At 56.2% G+C, this 18649-nt stretch carries 17 protein-coding genes; 8 read left to right on the forward strand and 9 right to left on the reverse strand.

Going from position 1 to position 18649, the window contains the following annotated elements:
- The 5 genes from RIC29_04995 to RIC29_05015 are packed head-to-tail and all read left to right on the forward strand — an operon-like array spanning position 1 to position 3871.
- The gene (locus tag RIC29_04995) at positions 1-687 is read left to right on the forward strand and encodes a cupin domain-containing protein (protein ID MEQ8734259.1); all 687 of its coding nucleotides are present in this window, start codon (positions 1-3) and stop codon (positions 685-687) included.
- Positions 684-1715: a TRAP transporter substrate-binding protein gene (locus RIC29_05000; GenBank protein MEQ8734260.1), complete on the forward strand. Its 1032-nt coding sequence runs from the start codon at positions 684-686 to the stop codon at positions 1713-1715. The genes RIC29_04995 and RIC29_05000 overlap by 4 nt, the downstream gene beginning before the upstream one ends.
- Positions 1712-2236 (forward strand): TRAP transporter small permease, encoded by a 525-nt coding sequence (locus RIC29_05005; protein MEQ8734261.1) that lies wholly within the window; start codon positions 1712-1714, stop codon positions 2234-2236. The genes RIC29_05000 and RIC29_05005 overlap by 4 nt, the downstream gene beginning before the upstream one ends.
- Positions 2233-3528 carry a TRAP transporter large permease subunit gene (locus RIC29_05010; protein MEQ8734262.1) on the forward strand — a complete coding sequence of 432 codons (1296 nt, stop codon included), beginning with the start codon at positions 2233-2235 and terminating at the stop codon, positions 3526-3528. Before RIC29_05005 ends, RIC29_05010 begins: the two co-directional genes overlap by 4 nt.
- Positions 3529-3586: 58 nt before the next feature.
- A complete protein-coding gene (locus RIC29_05015) occupies positions 3587-3871 on the forward strand; it encodes a DUF427 domain-containing protein (protein MEQ8734263.1) in 285 nt (94 codons plus the stop codon).
- 46 nt (positions 3872-3917) lie between these two features.
- Here RIC29_05015 and RIC29_05020 read toward each other — a convergent pair whose 3' ends face one another.
- Entirely contained in the window at positions 3918-4181 is a 264-nt protein-coding gene (locus tag RIC29_05020; GenBank protein MEQ8734264.1) for an usg protein, read from the reverse strand.
- 260 nt (positions 4182-4441) lie between these two features.
- Between RIC29_05020 and RIC29_05025 the strand changes: the two genes are divergently transcribed.
- Together RIC29_05025 and groL are read left to right on the forward strand one after the other, a co-directional pair.
- Positions 4442-4765 carry a co-chaperone GroES gene (locus RIC29_05025; protein ID MEQ8734265.1) on the forward strand — a complete coding sequence of 108 codons (324 nt, stop codon included), beginning with the start codon at positions 4442-4444 and terminating at the stop codon, positions 4763-4765.
- A gap of 19 nt (positions 4766-4784) precedes the next feature.
- Positions 4785-6410, forward strand: a complete 1626-nt coding sequence (gene groL / locus RIC29_05030) for a chaperonin GroEL (GenBank protein ID MEQ8734266.1) — start codon at positions 4785-4787, stop codon at positions 6408-6410.
- Positions 6411-6502: 92 nt separating this feature from the next.
- On the opposite strand, the gene RIC29_05035 is transcribed toward groL, so the two are convergent.
- The 8 genes from RIC29_05035 to RIC29_05070 form a co-directional block, all read right to left on the reverse strand.
- Entirely contained in the window at positions 6503-7024 is a 522-nt protein-coding gene (locus RIC29_05035; protein MEQ8734267.1) for a hypothetical protein, read from the reverse strand.
- Between the two features lie 44 nt (positions 7025-7068).
- Positions 7069-9447 carry a M1 family metallopeptidase gene (locus RIC29_05040; protein ID MEQ8734268.1) on the reverse strand — a complete coding sequence of 793 codons (2379 nt, stop codon included), beginning with the start codon at positions 9445-9447 and terminating at the stop codon, positions 7069-7071.
- Between the two features lie 92 nt (positions 9448-9539).
- The gene (locus tag RIC29_05045) at positions 9540-10334 is read right to left on the reverse strand and encodes a methyltransferase domain-containing protein (protein ID MEQ8734269.1); all 795 of its coding nucleotides are present in this window, start codon (positions 10332-10334) and stop codon (positions 9540-9542) included.
- 14 nt (positions 10335-10348) lie between these two features.
- Positions 10349-11770, reverse strand: a complete 1422-nt coding sequence (locus RIC29_05050) for an FAD-dependent oxidoreductase (protein ID MEQ8734270.1) — start codon at positions 11768-11770, stop codon at positions 10349-10351.
- A gap of 195 nt (positions 11771-11965) precedes the next feature.
- A complete protein-coding gene (locus tag RIC29_05055; protein MEQ8734271.1) occupies positions 11966-14359 on the reverse strand; it encodes a TonB-dependent receptor in 2394 nt (797 codons plus the stop codon).
- Between the two features lie 182 nt (positions 14360-14541).
- Positions 14542-15393 (reverse strand): hypothetical protein, encoded by an 852-nt coding sequence (locus RIC29_05060; GenBank protein MEQ8734272.1) that lies wholly within the window; start codon positions 15391-15393, stop codon positions 14542-14544.
- Between the two features lie 29 nt (positions 15394-15422).
- A complete protein-coding gene (locus tag RIC29_05065; GenBank protein ID MEQ8734273.1) occupies positions 15423-15962 on the reverse strand; it encodes a hypothetical protein in 540 nt (179 codons plus the stop codon).
- A gap of 106 nt (positions 15963-16068) precedes the next feature.
- On the reverse strand, positions 16069-17568 hold the full coding sequence (locus RIC29_05070; protein MEQ8734274.1) for an aldehyde dehydrogenase: 1500 nt from the start codon (positions 17566-17568) through the stop codon (positions 16069-16071).
- Between the two features lie 293 nt (positions 17569-17861).
- On the opposite strand from RIC29_05070, the gene RIC29_05075 reads away from it, so the two are divergent.
- The gene (locus RIC29_05075; protein ID MEQ8734275.1) at positions 17862-18593 is read left to right on the forward strand and encodes a carbonic anhydrase family protein; all 732 of its coding nucleotides are present in this window, start codon (positions 17862-17864) and stop codon (positions 18591-18593) included.
- Positions 18594-18649: the final 56 nt, after the last annotated feature.

The following is an 18649-nucleotide window of genomic DNA, read 5'->3' on the forward strand; positions in this document are numbered from 1 at the left end:
GTGACAGAAGGACATCTTAACGCGGATTTTTCTGAAGCGGTGGTGGTTCATACCAGCGCTATTGATTGGCAGCCAAGCCCAAGTCCCCGGGTCTGGCGCAAGCGTCTAGATATGTCTGGACCTGCCGAGCGCGGTCGAGTGACGTCCATTGTAAGATATGATGCCAACAGTAAGTTTCACGCACACCCTCATCCCGATGGGGAAGAAATCCTTGTTCTTGATGGTGTGTTTTCAGATGGCCAGGGGGATTTTCCGGCGGGCTCTTACCTGCTCAATCCAGAAGGGTTCGAGCATGCGCCGTTTTCCAAGGAAGGTTGCGTGCTGTTCGTGAAGCTCAAGCAATATCCCGGTCAGACGCGCAGTCAGGTCGCGCTTAACATGCTGCAAAACCCATGGGATGATCTGGGGCAAGGCGTCTCCCAGCTTGTGCTTTACGAAGAAGCGGAACACCCGGAACGCATGGTAATGATGAGGCTGGAAGAAGGCGCAACCCTCTCGGTGCCTGAGGCAACCGGTGGCGCTGAAATGTTTCTCCTTTTTGGCACGCTCTCTGAAAGCTCAGACTGTTTCAGGGCTGACCGCTTTTTCACAGGCGATTGGCTGCGCTGGCCGACACAGTCCGTGTGCACCTTTACGGCCATTGAGCCCGTCACGGCTTATCTTAAAACGGGTCATTTACCGCTATGATGCCAAAACGTTTGAAACACGCTACACCTTCTCGGCGGCAAATTCTGTCCGGGATGGCGGTAACCACGGTGTTGGCCGCCTGTGACCGCCTGCAACCGGGTATGCACTGGGATCTCTCCATGCCCTGGGGGCCCAGCGAGTATCATGTCACCAACGCCCTTCGGTTTGCCCAAGAGGTTTCGGTGTTGACCGAAGGCGCGCTGACTATTCATGTCCATCCTGGTGCGATCCTCGGCATCAAAGGCCCTGAGAGCATGCGCGCCGTTGAGGAAGGCATTGTCGATCTGGCGGATTCAGCGAGCTTTCATCAGGTCGGGACGGAGCCCCTGTTGGGATTTGAATCTCTCCCCTATTTGGTGGACGACATTGATCAGCTGGCGCTGTTGTACACCATCATCCGGCCCGAGGTTGAAGCAGCCTACGCGCGCCACGGCCAGCGCGTGATTTATATTGTCCCTTGGCCCAATCAGAATTTCTTTTTTGATAAACCTATCGAAAGCGTCGCCGACTTCGCCGGGTTGACGATGCGGTCCTATGACAAGTCCTCAACCGATCTGGTTTTAGGGCTGAAGATGACACCCATCCAAATGCCGTCGCCAGATGTGGTGCCGGCGCTGGCCTCCGGCGCTCTGGATGGCGCGATGACCTCGACCACCACCGCTGCCGCGCAAAAGTTTTGGGAGTTTTTGTCTTATACGCTGCGGTCCAATCACACCTGGTCCAGTAATATTCTGTCCATAAACGAGACCGCGTGGCAGGCATTGCCGCAGAATATGCAGCAGGGAGTCGAGGCTCTGGCGCGAACCCTAGAGCCGGAGTTCTGGGAGATCGCACGCCGCGATGATCAGACCAAGCTGCTGGAGCTGGAAGCCAATGGCATGATCACGCAACAGCCATCCCCTCAGTTGTTCGCGGAAATGCGGGCACAGGCTTTGCCGATCTGGCAGGCGTTTATTGCGCGTGTCCCGCAAGCACGTCCGCTGTTGCGGACCTTCTTGGACGCCACCGGAAAGTCGGTTCAGATATGAATGTTATGTTGTCGGCCATAGATCGTATTTGCAGTGCCGCCGCCGCCGTGGCCGCGGTGTTGCTGGGCTTGCTGTTCACCCTTGGATTTGCTGAGATTGTTTTGCGCAGTGGCTTTGGCATCAGTTTGACGATAGCGGTTGAGTACTCGGGCTATCTTCTGGTGTTGGTTTTGTTCCTCGGATCCGGTTGGACCTTAACGCATGCCGGCCATATTCGCGTGACGCTGCTCAGTGAAGTTGTTTCAGACTCCATCGTGCGTCTCTTGGATATTCTGTGCAGCGTGATTGCGCTGCTGATCTCCTCTACCCTCACGGTGGCCTTGATCGACTATGCCTACGGCACGTGGGTGAGGGGCACAGTCTCCTACTATTCATCTGAAACACCATTGGCCTATCCCCAAGCCTTATTGGCTGTTGGACCTGCTGTCCTCACACTTGCCTTGGTGGCGCGTATTCTGAGGTTGCTGACGGGCCGTGTGCCGGAAGTGAAAACCGCCGAGACTGCGGAGCCAACCCCATGATCGGCGCGCCGATTGCAGTGGTGCTGCTCAGTCTGGTGGTGTTGCTCGGGGCCGGGGTCTGGGTCGGCTTCAGTCTGATGGGCGTGGGCCTTATCAGTCTGTCTGTTTTCCGCGATATGCCGGTCGCCACCTTCCTGGCTTTTGATGTCTGGAACAGTCTCAACACGCCTGAAATCGTCGCCCTGCCGCTGTTTATTCTGATGGGTGAAATTCTGTTTCACACACGCCTGTCAGAAAGTGTGTTTCGGGGTTTGACTCCATGGATTACCCGCATGCCCGGGCGCTTGCTGCATGTGAATGTTGTTGGCTGCACGCTCTTTGCCGCCGTGTCCGGGTCGTCTGCCGCGACCACCGCCACCATCGGCCGGATGACGTTGGCTGAACTGAAAGCGCGCGGCTACAACGAGAATCTGGCCATCGGCTCGCTCTGTGGCGCGGGCACATTGGGGTTTCTGATTCCGCCCAGCATCATTCTTATTCTCTATGGCGTGTTGTCTGAAACGTCGATCATCGACCTGTTCATTGCAGGAGTGGTGCCGGGGGTCATGTTGGCGGCGTCTTATATGGCGTACATCGCTATTCGTGTGATGCTGAACCCTGCTCTTGTGCCCGATGATCAGGCTTCCGCAACGTGGATGGATCGTCTCAAAGCGATCGGCGAACTCGGTCCGATTCTGGGGCTCATCGCCGTGATTATTGGCTCCATGTATGCTGGCATTGCCAGTCCGTCTGAGGCCGCGACGATTGGTGTGGCCGGCGCGTTGGTGGTTGCACTCGCGCAGCGCGCCCTGACACGTCAAACCTTGGCACTGGCCTTTATGGGCGCGATCAAAACCTGCTCCATGATCGGGCTCATTCTGGCGGGCGCCTTGTTTTTGTCGAAGGCCATGGCCTTTCTCGGTTTGCCTCAAGCGGTGGCGGCCAGCATTACGGCGCTTGATCTTAGCCCCTTTGCTCTGATTCTTCTGCTCACGATTTTCTATATTGCCCTTGGCTGTGTCATTGATGGGTTATCGGCCATCGTTATGACCTTGGCCCTAGTGCTGCCGTTGATCTCCGCCGCGGGGTTCGACCAAGTCTGGTTTGGCATCTTCCTAGTGATCGTGGTTGAGATGTCCCAGATCACGCCGCCGGTGGGGTTCAATCTATTTGTCGTTCAGGGTTTAACCGGCGCGTCCATTGGCCGGATCGCCAAGGCGTCACTGCCCTTTTTCCTGATCATGGTGGCCATGGTCATCGTGATTGCCCTGTTCCCGGATATCGTGACCTTCCTGCCGCGATCCATGGGTTAAGCCCGGGACTGAGGTCTAGGCGTTAACGCTCGCGCACAGAAGAGAAAGGAAAATGGATATGCCACGCGCACTTTGGAAAGACCAAGTCATTGCCGACACTGAAACCTTTGAAACGGTCGAAGGCAATATTTACTTCCCACCAGATGCGCTGACCTCAGCGCATTTTGAACCCAGCGATCATACGTCCGGCTGTCCCTGGAAAGGCACAGCCAAATATTATCACGTGGTTGTTGATGGTCAGCGCAACGAGAACGCCGCCTGGTATTACTCTGAGCCCAAAGAGGCAGCGGCAAACATCAAAGACCACGTCGCCTTCTGGAAAGGCGTGACGGTCGAAGCTTAATTTTAGTCCCAGGTCCGTGCGACCTGAGTAAAGAGGCCCGTGAGCGCTAGTGCAGGTGAATGCGACCGCCCACAGCTTTAAACTCTGCCGGCTTGATAATCTCCTTCTGAGCGACGGTGACAGAGTGGAGCGCGCCGTCCAGGTTTTGTGTCCAAAAATCGAGAAATTTTCTCAGCACGGGGAACTTCGGGGCCATATCCAGATGTTGCCAAAGAAACTCTTGCAGCAGCTTGGGGTGGTCCGGCAGGTGGTAAAGAATTTGCGCCGTGGTCAGCCGATAGCCCTGCAACTGTTGTTCTAATGCCGTCATAAAAACAGTCTCCAATCTGGTGAACACCACAACATTGGAATCGTGCCAGACTTCGTGCCTTAAAATCAATAACCGTTTATAATCAATGGCTTGGCAGCCATCTGCTGGGTTTGCTAACACCGTTTTGCGCCGTCAAAAAAATTTCGGCCAAACCCCTTGCAGCGCCTCATTTTTTTCCTAAATCGCTTGTGGCTGTCCTCTATGGAGGCCGCCTTAATCCTAACCATTGGTCATTTGCTTAAGAAGAGGAATGACAGACTATGAAGACCAAATTCCGCCCCCTTCATGACCGCGTGCTGGCGCGTCGCCTAAACAGTGACGAACGCTCTGCTGGCGGCATCATCATCCCGGATACGGCCAAAGAAAAACCGTTGGAAGCTGAAATCATCGCGGTCGGCCCTGGGGCCCGCGCCGACGACGGCTCCGTCATTGCGCCAGACGTTAAAGTTGGCGACCTCGTTTTGATCGGTAAGTACGCCGGCACAGAGGTTAAAATTGAAGGAGACGAGCTGCTGATCATCAAGGAGTCTGACGTACTTGGTGTGATTGAAGCCAAGTCATCGGTGACTCGCAAGGCAGCTTAAGGTGAAGGAGTAATTTGACATGGCAAAAGAAGTAAAATTTTCAACCGACGCCCGCGCCCGCTTGCTCAAGGGCGTTGATATTCTGGCCGACGCGGTCAAGGTTACCCTCGGACCAAAAGGCCGCAATGTTGTTCTTGATAAGTCGTTTGGCGCGCCGCGCATCACCAAAGACGGCGTGACGGTCGCCAAGGATATCGAGCTGAAAGACAAGTTCGAAAATATGGGCGCGCAGATGATCAAGGAAGTTGCGTCCAAGACCAACGACTTGGCGGGTGACGGCACAACCACAGCCACCGTATTGGCCCAGTCTATCGTCCGTGAAGGCGCCAAAGCCGTTGCGGCCGGTTTGAACCCCATGGACTTGAAGCGCGGTATTGATCTCGCAACCGCAGCCGTCGTTGCCGATGTGCAAAAGCGTTCTAAGAAGGTCAAGACCAACGAAGAAATCGCCCAGGTTGGCACCATTTCCGCCAACGGCGAGAAAGAGATTGGCCAGATTATTGCCAAAGCCATGGATAAGGTTGGCAATGAAGGCGTGATTACCGTTGAAGAAGCCAAAGGTCTTGAGACTGAATTGGATGTCGTCGAAGGGATGCAGTTCGATCGTGGGTATACGTCGCCCTACTTCGTCACCAACTCCGAAAAGATGGTTGCCGAACTGGATGATCCCTACATCCTGATTCATGAGAAGAAACTCTCCAACCTGCAGCCCATGCTGCCGGTTCTGGAAGCTGTGGTGCAGTCGAGCCGCCCGTTGCTGATCATCGCCGAGGATATCGAAGGCGAAGCGTTGGCGACCTTGGTGGTCAACCGCCTCCGGGGTGGCCTCAAAGTTGCTGCGGTTAAAGCGCCTGGTTTTGGCGACCGCCGTAAGGCCATGCTGGAAGACATCGCTGTGCTGACCAAAGGCCAGGTGGTTTCCGAAGACGTTGGTATCAAGCTCGAAAACGTTACTCTCGACATGCTTGGCAGCGCAAAACATGTCTCTATCACCAAAGACGAAACCACCATTGTTGATGGCTCTGGTAAGAAAGCCGACATCAATGGCCGTTGCGAGCAGATCCGCCGTCAGATCGAAGACACGACCTCAGACTATGATCGCGAGAAACTCCAGGAGCGTCTCGCCAAGTTGGCCGGTGGTGTTGCCGTCATCCGCGTTGGCGGTGCAACCGAAGTCGAAGTGAAAGAGAAGAAGGACCGTGTTGACGATGCCCTCCATGCCACGCGGGCTGCGGTGGAAGAAGGCGTGGTGCCTGGCGGCGGGACAGCATTGCTCTATGCCATACACGCTCTGAAAAACCTTAAAGTCGAAAACGACGACCAGAAGGTTGGTGTGGATATCGTGCGCCGTGCCCTGCAGGCTCCGGTCCGGCAAATTTCTGATAACGCCGGTGTGGACGGCGCGGTTGTTGCCGGCAAACTGCTCGATCAGAAAGACACGGACTACGGTTTTGATGCGCAAACCAGCAGCTACGGCAACTTGGTTAAATCAGGCATCATTGACCCAACCAAAGTTGTACGCACGGCCTTGCAAGATGCAGCGTCTGTGGCTGGATTGCTCATTACCACCGAAGCCATGGTGGCTGATAAACCTGAAAAGAAAGACTCAGCGCCGATGCCAGATATGGGCGGCATGGATTTCTAAATGGACGTCTAAGTTTTCCCTAAATTCGCGTTACCCTCTAAAGGGCTGCTTGAAAGAGCAGCCCTTCTTTTTTGCGCCGCCTTTTTTTACGGTTAATCTAGCGTGATCCTCTGTGGCCCATCGTTTTGGGTAAAAATGCGGGTTTGGATACGCCCGTCATAGCTGATGTTGACGGTGTTGACCTGCGTCGGATGGGCATCCGTCAAAATCTGATTGTTGATCACCAAGTCGTTTAAAATTTCCGGGGATGCTGTCTCTTGATAGGTTAGCACCATATCCACCTGTGCGGCAGCACCGACCCAGATCAGCGGCAGCGGTTCACCATCAGAGGAAGATAAGGAGAAGTAATCGCTGAGATAGGACTCAATCAGCGCCTCGTTCTCGGCCATGTCTTCCAGCTTAACCACTTGGGCCGTGCGGGCGGTCAGGGCGATCTCTAAATCCAGCGCCATCATCCGATGAATCACTTCCCAGGTCCCGGCCCGCGCATTGTGCTCAATCACCGTAAACGCGGCATGGGCGCCGTCGGCCCAAGAGGCTGGTGCGGCCATCATCACGGCCATCCCGCCACTAATACAGGCACGGCGGTTGATAGGTCGTGAGCGAAGACTCATGTTCTTAAATACCCAAAACCTGTTTCATAAAGGACACGCGCGTCTTAGTTCATCTCTTCCTTATCGTTGGACTTTAGGTCGACGTTCAGGTCTTTCATCAGGTTGCGGCCCTGGCGGCGTTCCCGCTTAAACAATTCCAGGCGTGATTCCACTTCCCGGCGCGGCCAGTAATTGTTGTTTAGGTCCACATCAGCAGTCTCCCAGAATGGATCAAGGGTGATGCTGTCTACCTTACGATCCGTGATCAGCAGTTTGGAAAACTTTTTCGGATCGTGGCGCCACACCTCAGCCGGAATACGGACCTCTTCGCTTTTACCGTTGTCATAGGTGACTTCCAGAATCACCGGCATCACCAGACCGCCTAAATTCTTGAAGTCGATCATGGTGAAGTAGTCGTCGCTGTTTAGTAGGTCTTTCTCCCAGTCTTCGAGCTTCCCAACGGTGGCGTTGTATGTGTTGCGATCCGCGTTGGTGACGGTGAAGCGGTCTTCCTTACTATACAGATCCTTCAGACGTTTATTGTCATCGACCATCTTGGGCAGGTCTGTATTGCGCTGGCGGGTCAGAGAGATCGGCTCTTGTGCTGCTTGCTCACGCTTCCACGGCAGTTCCACATCCGGGTCTTTGGTGTCGATGCGGTAAGGGGTCACCTTGTCGATGGCAATGTCGACATGATCGGTGGTGTAAAACCAGCCATGCCAGAACCAATCCAGATCAACACCTGAGGCATCTTCTATAGTGCGGAAAAAATCTGCCGGACTGGGGTGTTTGAATTTCCAGCGCCGCGCATATTCGGCAAAGGCAAAATCGAACAGCTCCCGCCCCAAAATCGTTTCGCGCAGAATATTTAAGGCGGTCGCCGGTTTGGCATAGGCATTGGCACCCACGTTTTTAAGCGATTCCCCGTCGGTCATGATCGGGACCTGGTTCTGGCTTTTCATAAAATCAACAATGTCGCGGGGCTCGCCGCGCCGCGATGGATACCCCTCTTCCCACAGTTGTTCCGCCAGAAACTGGATATAGGTGTTCAAGCCTTCATCCATCCAAGTCCAATGGCGCTCGTCCGAGTTCACAATCATCGGGAACCAGTTATGTCCCGCTTCGTGAATCACAACCGAGATCAAGGCGTTCTTGGTGGCGCGGGAGTAGGTAATCTCGCCGGTCTTTTTGTCTTTCACCGGACGCGGGCCGTTAAACGCCAGCATGGGATATTCCATACCGCCGACCTGACCATTGACCGAACTCATAACCGGGTAGGGGTAAGGGAAGACTTTGTCGCCAAAGACATCCATGGAGTGAATCTGCGCCGCGGTGGAATACAGCCCCCACAGCGGATTGGCCTCTTTCGGGTAATAGGACATCGCCATCACGGTGCGGCCATCGCGGGTCTTATAGCCTTGGGCATCCCATTGAAATTTGCGCGACGACGCCCAGGCAAAGTCACGCACATTGTCCGCCATAAAGCGCCAGGTTTTTGTGGTCTGGCTGCTGCCGTCCTCGGCCCGAATGGCTTCCTGCGCGTTGACGATCATCACCGGCTCTTTGGCGGTGGCGGCGTCTTCAAGGCGCGCTTTTTGTGTTTCGCTCAGGACCTCGCCGGGATTTTGCAACACACCAGTGCTGGCAACCACATGGTCGGCGGGCACTGTGATCTCAACATCAAAGTCACCGAACTGAACCGTAAACTCGCTGTTGCCGAGAAAACTTTGTTGGTGCCAGCCTTCGTTATCGGAATACACTGCCAGGCGCGGATACCATTGCGCGATCTGAAAGATGTCATTGCCGTCATCCTCGAAGTGTTCGTATCCGCCCCGGCCTCTATACGCCTCAGCCTCGATAATGTTGTGTGACCAGTCAATGGTGAAGGTCGTGCGCTCCCCAGGCTGTAATGGTGTCGGCAAGTCGATGCGCATCAGCGTATCCACCAGCGTGTAGGACAGGTTTTGTCCGGCCCCGTCGACGATGCGTTTTACCTTAAATCCGAAGTCGCCATCGCGATGGCCATAAGAGCCACGAAGCGTGCCGTAAGATTCTTTGTTGTCGCCGTCCGATCGGCGCTGCGCGACGTATTTAGAGTCGGCGGCAAAACGGTTCTGGTCCATGTTCAGCCACAGGTAGCGCAAGGTGTCGGGCGCGTTGTTGCTGTAGGTAATGGTCGCAGCCCCGGTCAGGGCGCGCTTCTTTTCGTCCAACGCGACTTTGATGACGTAGTCGGCCCGTTGCTGCCAGTAGGCGTGGCCCGGTGCACCTGACGCGGTACGATAGCTGTTTGCCGTTGGCCAGATTTCGTCCAACTGCCGGAACTTATCGTCCCACGGCACCTTGGTTTGGCGCACGGCCTGTGCGTCGGCGGCGGTGGTCAGACATAATGTTGCCAGCACAGACAGGGCGGCAAAAATAGAAACCGGGAACACGGCGCGCATAAGGGGCATCCTTAAGTCAGACAGAACGTAGAGCCTACAGCCAAGCAGACCTAAAGCCGATGTTCAAGGGAGACCGGTTCAAAATAACGGGGTCAGGCCGGTTTGATGGCGACACAGACAAAGCGCGTGACGCTAAAGAAAAAGTCACCACTGGTATCCAGGTCTTTCAGTTCTTGTAACCAGGCGGCGCAGGTCTCCGGCGGCAGGGCACCACGTTGCTCGGCGAATTTTGGCATGGTGTACAGCACGTCACCGGCAAAAGTCTCTTTGCTCATCGTGGTGTTTACCACCGCCGTGCCGCCGCTAAAGGCCAGATCAAACCCTGCGCTGCGGCAGAGTTTGGGGAATCGCCCGGGCAAATCCGGATGCACAAAATGCGATCGCCACGCCGCAAGCATGTCCGACATGCGGGCGGGATCGGCAGTGTTCAAAACCGCGCTGTTCCAATCCGTGTCCAAGGCGAGCAGACGACCGCCGGGTTTGAGCACGCGATAGGCTTCGCTCAGGGCCTTGGCCATGTCGGGCACATATTCGTAGACCTGAGTCGCCACCAGTGCCTCTAAACTTGCGTCTTGTGCCGGCAAGGCAATGGCATCGCCATCGACGACACTCACCCAGGGGCAGTTGCGGCAGCGGTGTTCGGCGATGGCGCGCATGGACTCGCTTGGATCCAAGGCAATGACCTGGCCCTCCGGCCCGACCTCGGTTGCCATTTCCAGGGCCAGCAGACCCGGACCAGCCCCAACATCCATCACCCGCTCGCCCGGTTTCAGGGTCAGGTGCTGCCGGACAAAGACACGCTGGGCGACAATGTCCGGGTTTTGATAAATGCGATCAACGCGGGCCGATGTTTTGGCGTCAAAGGCGTTTGAAGACGGGTCAGCCATGGTACTACTGGGCCTTACCAGTTCAAAATGCGCTCGCCGAGAATCTTACCGAAGGCCAGCGCGGGGGTGAGCGATAGACCTCCCACAAAGGCATCACCAGAGGTGCGGGCAAAGCCCAGCACTTCGCCCGCCGCATACAGATTGGGGATGGCCGCACCGCTGGTGTTGAGAACCCGCAGGTGATCATCCACGGCCACGCCTTCGGGGCCAAGGACGGTAATGCCCATGCCTTTGATGCCATAAAAGGGCGCTTTCTCGATTTTGCGGATCAGGAAAAATTTATCAAATTCTGGATCATGTTTGGCGTCAACCGCCGCGTTGTACGCATCAATCGTTTGCTGCAAGGCATCAGCGGGAACCTCTAACGCTTTCGCCAAGCCTTCAATGGTGTCGGCTTTGACAAAGCTAGGATGAGTGCCAAATTTCGCGCGGTAGGTGGCCGGATCCATAAGCGTAATAGAGGCCGCGTTCTGCAAGATGGCCGAATCCATCACGATATTCATCCGCATGCCCGGCTGTTTCAGCAGCGCGCGTTCACGGTAATCAATGCTCTGATGGTCTTCTTTCATGAAGCGCTTGCCATTTGTGTTGACAAAGATTTCCCAAATGTTCCGCGCCTTGGGCGACAAGGTGAGAAACTCGCCCGACGTCGGATCATCCGGGTCTTCCAGGTAGCCCGCGAAGGTGCAGAGAAACTTCTCTTTGCCATCGATCTTAGCATTCAATTCCCGGGCGGCCACCAGACCGTCTCCGCGCGAATATGGATTGCAGTGCGAGCATAGGGGAATTTCCGGATTCAGTTCATTCCACAGCTCCGGCCCGGCGGCGTATCCACCGGTAGCCAGCACGATGTTTTTGCCATGAAACAGTTCTTCGCCCTGTGGGGTGTCCACTTTCACCCCGATTACCGTGCCGTTGTCATCCGTGACCAGACCGGTCATGCGGTGTTCAAGGCGGAGATCGATTTTGCCATCCGCCACCAGTTTTTCGTGCACCGGCTGTAAGGCTTCCAAAATCGAAAGGCCCTGGTTGTCGCCCCACAAATAGCGCCGTGTGCTGTAGGCTTCATGGGCTTCACCGGCAACCGGTGTGCCGGCGGCAGGCTTGAACCCAATGTCTTCCAGCCAATCAATGGTGTGGGCGGCGTTGTCCGCAAACAGGCGCATCACCACCGGATCTATTTTGTTGTGCGCGACGCGCTGGGCATCGTTGTAATGCTCGTCCGGGCTGTCTTCGATGCCGGCGTTCTTTTGCAGGCGGTTGCCCGCGGCTGCAATTTGGCCCGAGGACCAATACAAGGTGCCGCCGATGCGTTTGTCGGCGTCGATCTGTAGAATTTTAGCGCCCCGTTCCGCTGCGCGAATGGCCAATGGCAGTCCGGCCGATCCCGCGCCAACACAAATGATATCCCAGTTTTCTGAAGCGTTCCCTGACATGCCGTCTCCGTATAGTTTGATTTTCTATACGGCCACACTAACGCCTCGTTTTGCCTCTGCCTACTGTTAGGCGTCACAAGGCTGGCGTATTCATATCTTCCCGCTTAAGTAAAAAAGCCCCCGCTGGTGAACAACCAACGGGGGCTAAAGTTTTAGAATATGTCACTCTGGTTATGAATCAGAGTGATCTGAACCTTAGAAGTTATAGGCGGCGCGCACCCCCCAACTCCGGCGCTCCGGCAGAGCCGCGGTCAGGATTTGCCGCCCGCCCAAAAAGGCCAAGTCGGTAAAGCGTTGGAACCCGGTGAATGTTTTGTCATCGAAGAGGTTTGTCGCAAACACCTCCAGGCGCAGCGTTTCGCTTTCAGCCCCAACCCGTAAATTAACGCGATGCGCAGCACCTGTTTTTGTAATGTTGGCTTCCGTCGCCCACTGGCTCCCAGTGAAAATAAAGTCACTGCGCACGAACCAGTCATAGGTGTTGGTCAGTTGGTCACGATAGGTGGCCGATGCCGTGCCGGAGTATTTTGGCGAGCGGGACAGGCTTTTATCCAAACCGGCAATGTCACGTTCGCCGAGCAAGATGCCGCAGTCCGCACAATCGCGGGCAATGATTTTTGTATCATTGATGGCGAATGTGCCTTCCAGGGAAAGGTTCTCTGTTGCGGCCACAGCGCCTTCAAGCTCGAGCCCCCACAAGTCTGTTCTGCCGCCGGTACCAGTGGTGGCAAACAGTGTTGTGGTGCCATCCCCGAGCTCAACAGTTGCTAAGCCGCGCGTGTGTTGGTTGCTCCACTTTGCGAGGTAAACGGCAGCGGTAAGTTGTGCGCGACCGTCCCAAAACCGCCCTTTGTAACCGATTTCGTAGTTGTCGAGTTTTTCTTCATCGATGCTGATGTCAGCGCCAATTTGAGCAGCAATCTGAGTCAACACGTCTTGGGGTTGCCCCACCAGGGCTGCGTTAAACTCGCCGGGGCGATTGCCTCGGGCCCAGCTGGCATAAACCGTCGAGGTGTCCGATGGCTTGTAGTCCACAATCACGCGAGGCGTGAAGCTCTTGAAGGTGCCAGACAGAGGGGCGGCGCCAATGTTTCCATCCGTGACTTCGTCCCACTGGTGCCGGGCTTCGGCACTGAGGGTCAGCGCATCGGTGATGTCGTAGGCCAATGAGCCAAACACGCCCCAGGTTTGCACCTGATTGGTGTCGCCGGTGCTGGAGGAGCGGAAGGTGCCGGTCAGTTTGAGACCGGTTGTCGCCAGCGCTTTGATGTCAAAATAGCTTGCGCCGGCCATCCAGCGTAACCTTTGGTCGTCGGCTGAAGAGATGCGGAGTTCTTGGCTAAAGTCTTCCAGGTCGCGGTTGTTGAACAGCATCACATCATTGAATTCACCGGGCAAATCAGCGGTCGAGCGCCGGTCGGCATCATCCAGCGCCGCCCATTCATTGGAGTGGTAGGCCGAGATGGACGACAGGGTCATGCCGTTGGCCAAATCGTAATCCATCACCAGGCTGCCTTCCCACGCCCGCCGCTCAAGGCCGAAGCCGTCGATGAATTGCGGATCAAACAGAAAGGCCAGGGTTGGATTATCAACCGTGTTGTTGGCCAAGAGATTGTTCAGGATCGCCGGCGTCACAACCGTATCGGCCTGAATTTGGTCCGGTGTCGGCTGTGCCGGCACACCGCAAATCCAGTTGTTGTTTCCGTTCAGGGCAGGCAGGCTCGAGTTCGGAAGATTGCAATTGAAGTTGCTTTCCCCGTTGTTCAAGCCATAGCCAACAGAGGCACTTGGGCCGTCGCTGTCCCGCCAGTAATGCAGGCGCAGCTTGGCGCTGAAGTTATCGCTTGGCGTGGCATACAGCGTCCCTGCAACATCGAAAGTTTCGCGCGCCCCCAGGGTTTCACTGGGGTTGGTGGCATTGGTGTACTGGCCATCCGTTCCGTAGTGGCTGCCGGTGACTCTGATGGCTAATTTATCCTCCACCAGCGGGCCTTCGGCCGACAGGCTGAAATCCGTTGTGCCGAATCGGCCTGCTTCTGCGGTGACCCGTCCGGCGAAGGTATCCCCGGGGCGCTTGGTGATGATGTTGATGGCGCCGCCAAATGTGGCGCGGCCGAAGTAGGCGCTTTGCGGGCCTTTCACAACCTCAATGCGCTCAACGTCTTCTGTGCTGCCGAGCTCGCTGCCCAGAACGGGCGCACCATCAATGAACAACGTCGCGCCTTGGCGCGTATCCACGTCGGTCCCGACTTGCATGCCACGAATAATCAGCCGCCGGTTCGAGCGGTCGTTGCGTCCGACGGTTGCGCCGCCATAGAAAAAGCCCGGCGAAAAATCGACAATGTCATTCAATTCATCGATGTCTTTGACTTCGATATCCAGCGCTGTCAGCGCGGTTACGGTCACCGGAACATCAAGCAACGATTCATCGCGTTTCCGTGCGGTCACAACAATTTCATCCAAGGTGACGGCTTGGCGCGCGCCACCCGTCCGGGTTTGGGCGGTGGCGTCGTTGATTACAAGCGCTTCGCCGGTAATGGCCAAAGCCGCCATGCAGGCAATATGCCCGGTTTTCAGTCTGGTTTTCATCTTGCTCTCCCTGATGTGTACTCCGGCAACAGGCGCAAAACCCGCTATAACCGACGCATGCGTTAGTGCGCGTCACGTTTCAAATCTGTGACACTCAGGTCAGGTTGAACCATCTCCCCTTTTTTAAACCAGGAGGTAGTTACGCTAGCTCGTTATTTGAGCTTTCTAGAGGGGTTACCGCTTTAGAGCCCCAGCCCTGGCACAGGGAAGGGCACGGTGTTTCGTAGGCGTTCGATTTCCGCCATGTCAGCGGGGGGCTCCATCCACAGCGGGGCCTGCTCGCGGATCACAGTTTTCAGCCACGCGTTGGGGATGTCGTCAAACGCGCCAAACCGCCAGCCGCGCTGATTGGCGATGTTGCCGTCTAAGTTGGTCCCGACCCAGGTCATCTGATAGCGCGCGGCTTCGTCCGTATGTTGCGGCCCATTGTCCATGTAGTCATAGACCTCGCCGCTGCGCACCTGCATCTCACCGGCCTCATCCGGGCGGCGCGGGAAGGAGGCATAATTTACATGCACCTGATCGCCGCGCCGGTTGACCGACATGGTCACGCCGAAGCCGCCCTGGCGAATGCCCCGCAGGTCGTGGCTTTCCACTTTATAATCAATGGCTCCGTCAACCAGCGTGAACGTGCGCACCTGATGGACGAAGATGCTCGGTCGTCGCGGTGCGCCCGTGGCGGTATCGACGACAATTTCATCGCGGTCTTCCTCCAGGAAAAAATAGATCTTGCGCGATAAAGACACGGCAGATGCCTCGGTGCGCAGCTCCGGCGGGGTGATCCAGGTTTCCAGGCCCACCATGCGCGACTCCACTTTACCGCCGTCTTTAATGGGGCGGATCAATCCTGCTGAATACCAATAGGCGGGCGTGTTCTCACCACCGCGCAGACTGATCCAGGCGTTGAAGTCCGCAATTGTCGTCTCTGAAACCATTCTGTCTGATCTCGCCGCGCTGGCAGACGCATGTGCGCTCATGGCTGTTAGTCCTGCGCTGGTTAAAACAAGGGCGGCACGTCGGGTCAGTACGGGCATGGGCTCAACACCTGTTGTTATCGGCTCTGTTATTCGTCTGCACCTGTTTCCGGATTAAACGCCCAGTTGCGCAAAATTTTGCCGTCTTTGAGTTCCAACACCGTCAGCAGTGTGTGCATCTCGGTTGTCCCGTCTTCGAAGGCGAACCCCTCAACATCCAGCTGGATTCCGATGTTGCCAACAATGGCGATGGGCTGACTTTTAACGCCCGTATAATTTTTCATGTAGTCACTCTGATACAAGTTGGCGGTCATCTCTTCCGCAATGGCCCGGCTTTCGGCCAGTGCCACCGGCCCGGCTTCAGACACGCTGTAGAAGCTGTAGTCTTCGTGCAAGTCTGCAATCAAAGCGGCGGTGTTTTGTTGATGATGCGCCAGCATGGAGCGTTTCATCAGCGCCCGCGTTTCTTCGGCTAAAGCGGGGTCTAACAGCACCGGTGCCGCGTCCACCAGCTGTTCAAATTCTTCAAAGGATTGCGGCGTGTTCTTGGTCCAGACGGTCGATGAAAGCATCAGCGTCGCGCTTACGATCATGCCGCCAGCGAAGTAGCGCAGGTTGCTGTAGGTCATGGGTGTGCCTCCTTCAGTGTGACGGGTTCACTGTGACGGGACGGGCGTAGCCTGACCACAAAAAAATGCGAGGTGTTAAGGCCCGCCTTAAATCCCGCCGGGTTCCCTAAATCCCGTCCGGTTCTTTGGGCAGCAGAATGGTCTTGGGTTCTAAATACGCCAGCAAACCTTCTACGCCGCCTTCACGTCCCAGACCCGATTGCTTGAAGCCGCCAAAGGCGATGGCAAAACTGGCCGACGGCGCGCTTTGGCCCACGGTTCCGGTGCGCAACTGCCGGGCAATGCGGTAGGTCGCATTGGTGTCGTTGGTATACACAGCCCCTGCCAATCCAAAGGGCGAGTCGTTGGCAATACGAATGGCCTCCGCTTCCCGGGCGCTTTCATCTTCACCCTCACAGGGAATTACACAGAGCACCGGCCCGAAAATTTCCTCCTGGGCGATGGTCATGGCGTTGTCCACGTTGGCGAACACGGTGGGTTCCATATAAAAACCGCGGTCGATGCCAGTGGGGCATTTGCCGCCGGTTGCCAACGTCGCGCCTTCTTTAACGCCGGTGGCGATATAGCCTTCGACTTTTTCCAACTGGCTTTTCATGGTCAGCGGCCCCAGCTTGATGTCCGGATCATAGGGGTCGCCGATGGTCACCGCTTGCGCGGCGGTCACCAGATGCTGAACCAGTTCATCATGGCGGTCGCGTGATACAATCACCCGGGTCAGCCCGGCACAGTTTTGGCCGCTCAGCACACAGATGCCACCCATCAAACTTTTGGCGGCTTTTTCTAAATCATAGTCATCCAGAACAATCGCCGCCGACTTGCCGCCCAGTTCCAGGGTCACGCGGGCGATACGTTTGCCACCCACCGAGGCAATGTGCTGTCCGGTCGCCAGGCTGCCGGTGAAGCTGATTTTATCAATGCCCGGATGCCGCACCAGATGATCAGAGGCCTCGCGCTCTGCCGTAAACAGGTTGATCACGCCGGGCGGCAGTTTCGCAGCCTCGGCACATTCGGCAATAATGTAAGCCTCAATGGGGGTCTGTGGCGCGGGCTTCATCACCACCGGGCATCCGGCAATCAAGGCCGGAGCGATTTTTGTCAGCATGGTCGCTAATGGGGCGTTCCATGGCGCAATCGCGGCCACCACTCCAACGGGTTCGCGCACCAGCAAGCCCATGCCGTTCCCTGTTGGGTGTTTCTCAATCCACTCAAAGCTCGAGGCTTGATCAATCGAGCGGTCAAACGCCCCGATGGAATATTCCGGCGATGACAGCGCCATGCCGCGCACCACACCGGTGGTTTCGGTCCAGGCCACCGCAAAATCTTCGGCGCGCGTGCGCAGAATACGCGCAAATTCTTTCAGATAGTCGGCCCGTTCCAGGGGCGTCATTCTCGGCCAGGGGCCGTCGTCAAAAGCGGTCCGGGCGGCGGCCACCGCTTTGTCCACATCGGCGGGCCTGGCCTCGGCGACCTGAAACACCACCTCCTCGGTCACCGGCGAGACAATATCGAGCGTCTTGTCGGTCGATGGAGACACCCAGGCGCCGCCAATAAAAAACTGACCAAAGTGTCTGGGGTCGATGGACGTGGCGCGGGACGTGAATGTCATGAGGGTATCCTTATAGGGCGAAAGCGTCAGCACAGCGGCTGTTTTTCAGGCTCTTTTATTATGTTTTCTGTGGTTTTTGCGGCTTTGACCAATAGAAGTTTGGTCAGCTCGTATCAGCCTCTTGCATAGTTCCTTGTCATATTACCCGCAATAGTTCCCCGCGTAAGACCCCCGCCAGGCTCCCAACCGTCGATTTTAGCCGAATTTTCATTGAAACCCGGACTCCGGGGGTTATATCCCGACAGTCACAACGTTCTTTTACCGAGTTCTAAATACCGAAAGGATAACCATACATGTCTAAGGGGATTGTTGATCGGCGGACCTTCGTCGGATCATTGATGGCGGCTGTGTCGACCTCCGCCATCGCAGCGACGGCGGCCAAGGCCGACCATCATGGGGATGCGTGTAAGGCCATCACCGCTGAAATGCAGCAGGCCATGTCACCCGATGATGCGATCAACGCGCTCAAAGCGGGCAACGCCCGTTTTATTGCGGGCGAGACCGTGAATTGCGATTACATGTCACAGGTCAAAGCCACCGCTGACGGTCAGTACCCCATCGCGGCTATTGTCGGTTGCATCGATTCCCGCGTGCCGCCAGAACTGGTGTTCGACCAACAGATTGGCGATATCTTCTCTGCCCGTGTGGCCGGTAACTTCGTCAACACTGACATTATTGGCAGCCTTGAGTTTGCCACCGCCGCTGCGGGCTCAAAAGCCATCGTCATCCTGGCACACTCCGCCTGTGGCGCGGTAAAAGGTGCGGTTGATGAAGTGAAACTTGGCAACCTCACCGCCATGCTCGAAAACATCGAGCCCGCCATTCAGGCCACACCGCTGACCGGCGAGAAGTCATCCAGCAACACCGCCTATGTTGAAGCCGTGGCCACCAAAAATGCCGAACTGACGGTTGCAGCCCTGCTTGAGCGCAGCCCGGTCATCAAAGGTCTGGTCGATGAGGGTAAGGTCAAAGTGGTCGCCGCCAAGCACGATGTGGCCACCGGCAAGGTGACCTTCCTGAGCTAAACACAAAACAAAACCTAAGCCTCGTACGCGGGCCGTGTTCTTTCCAACTGCTGATG

It is taken from the genome of Rhodospirillaceae bacterium, assembly GCA_040219235.1.
GTDB lineage: Bacteria > Pseudomonadota > Alphaproteobacteria > Rhodospirillales > Rhodospirillaceae > WLXB01.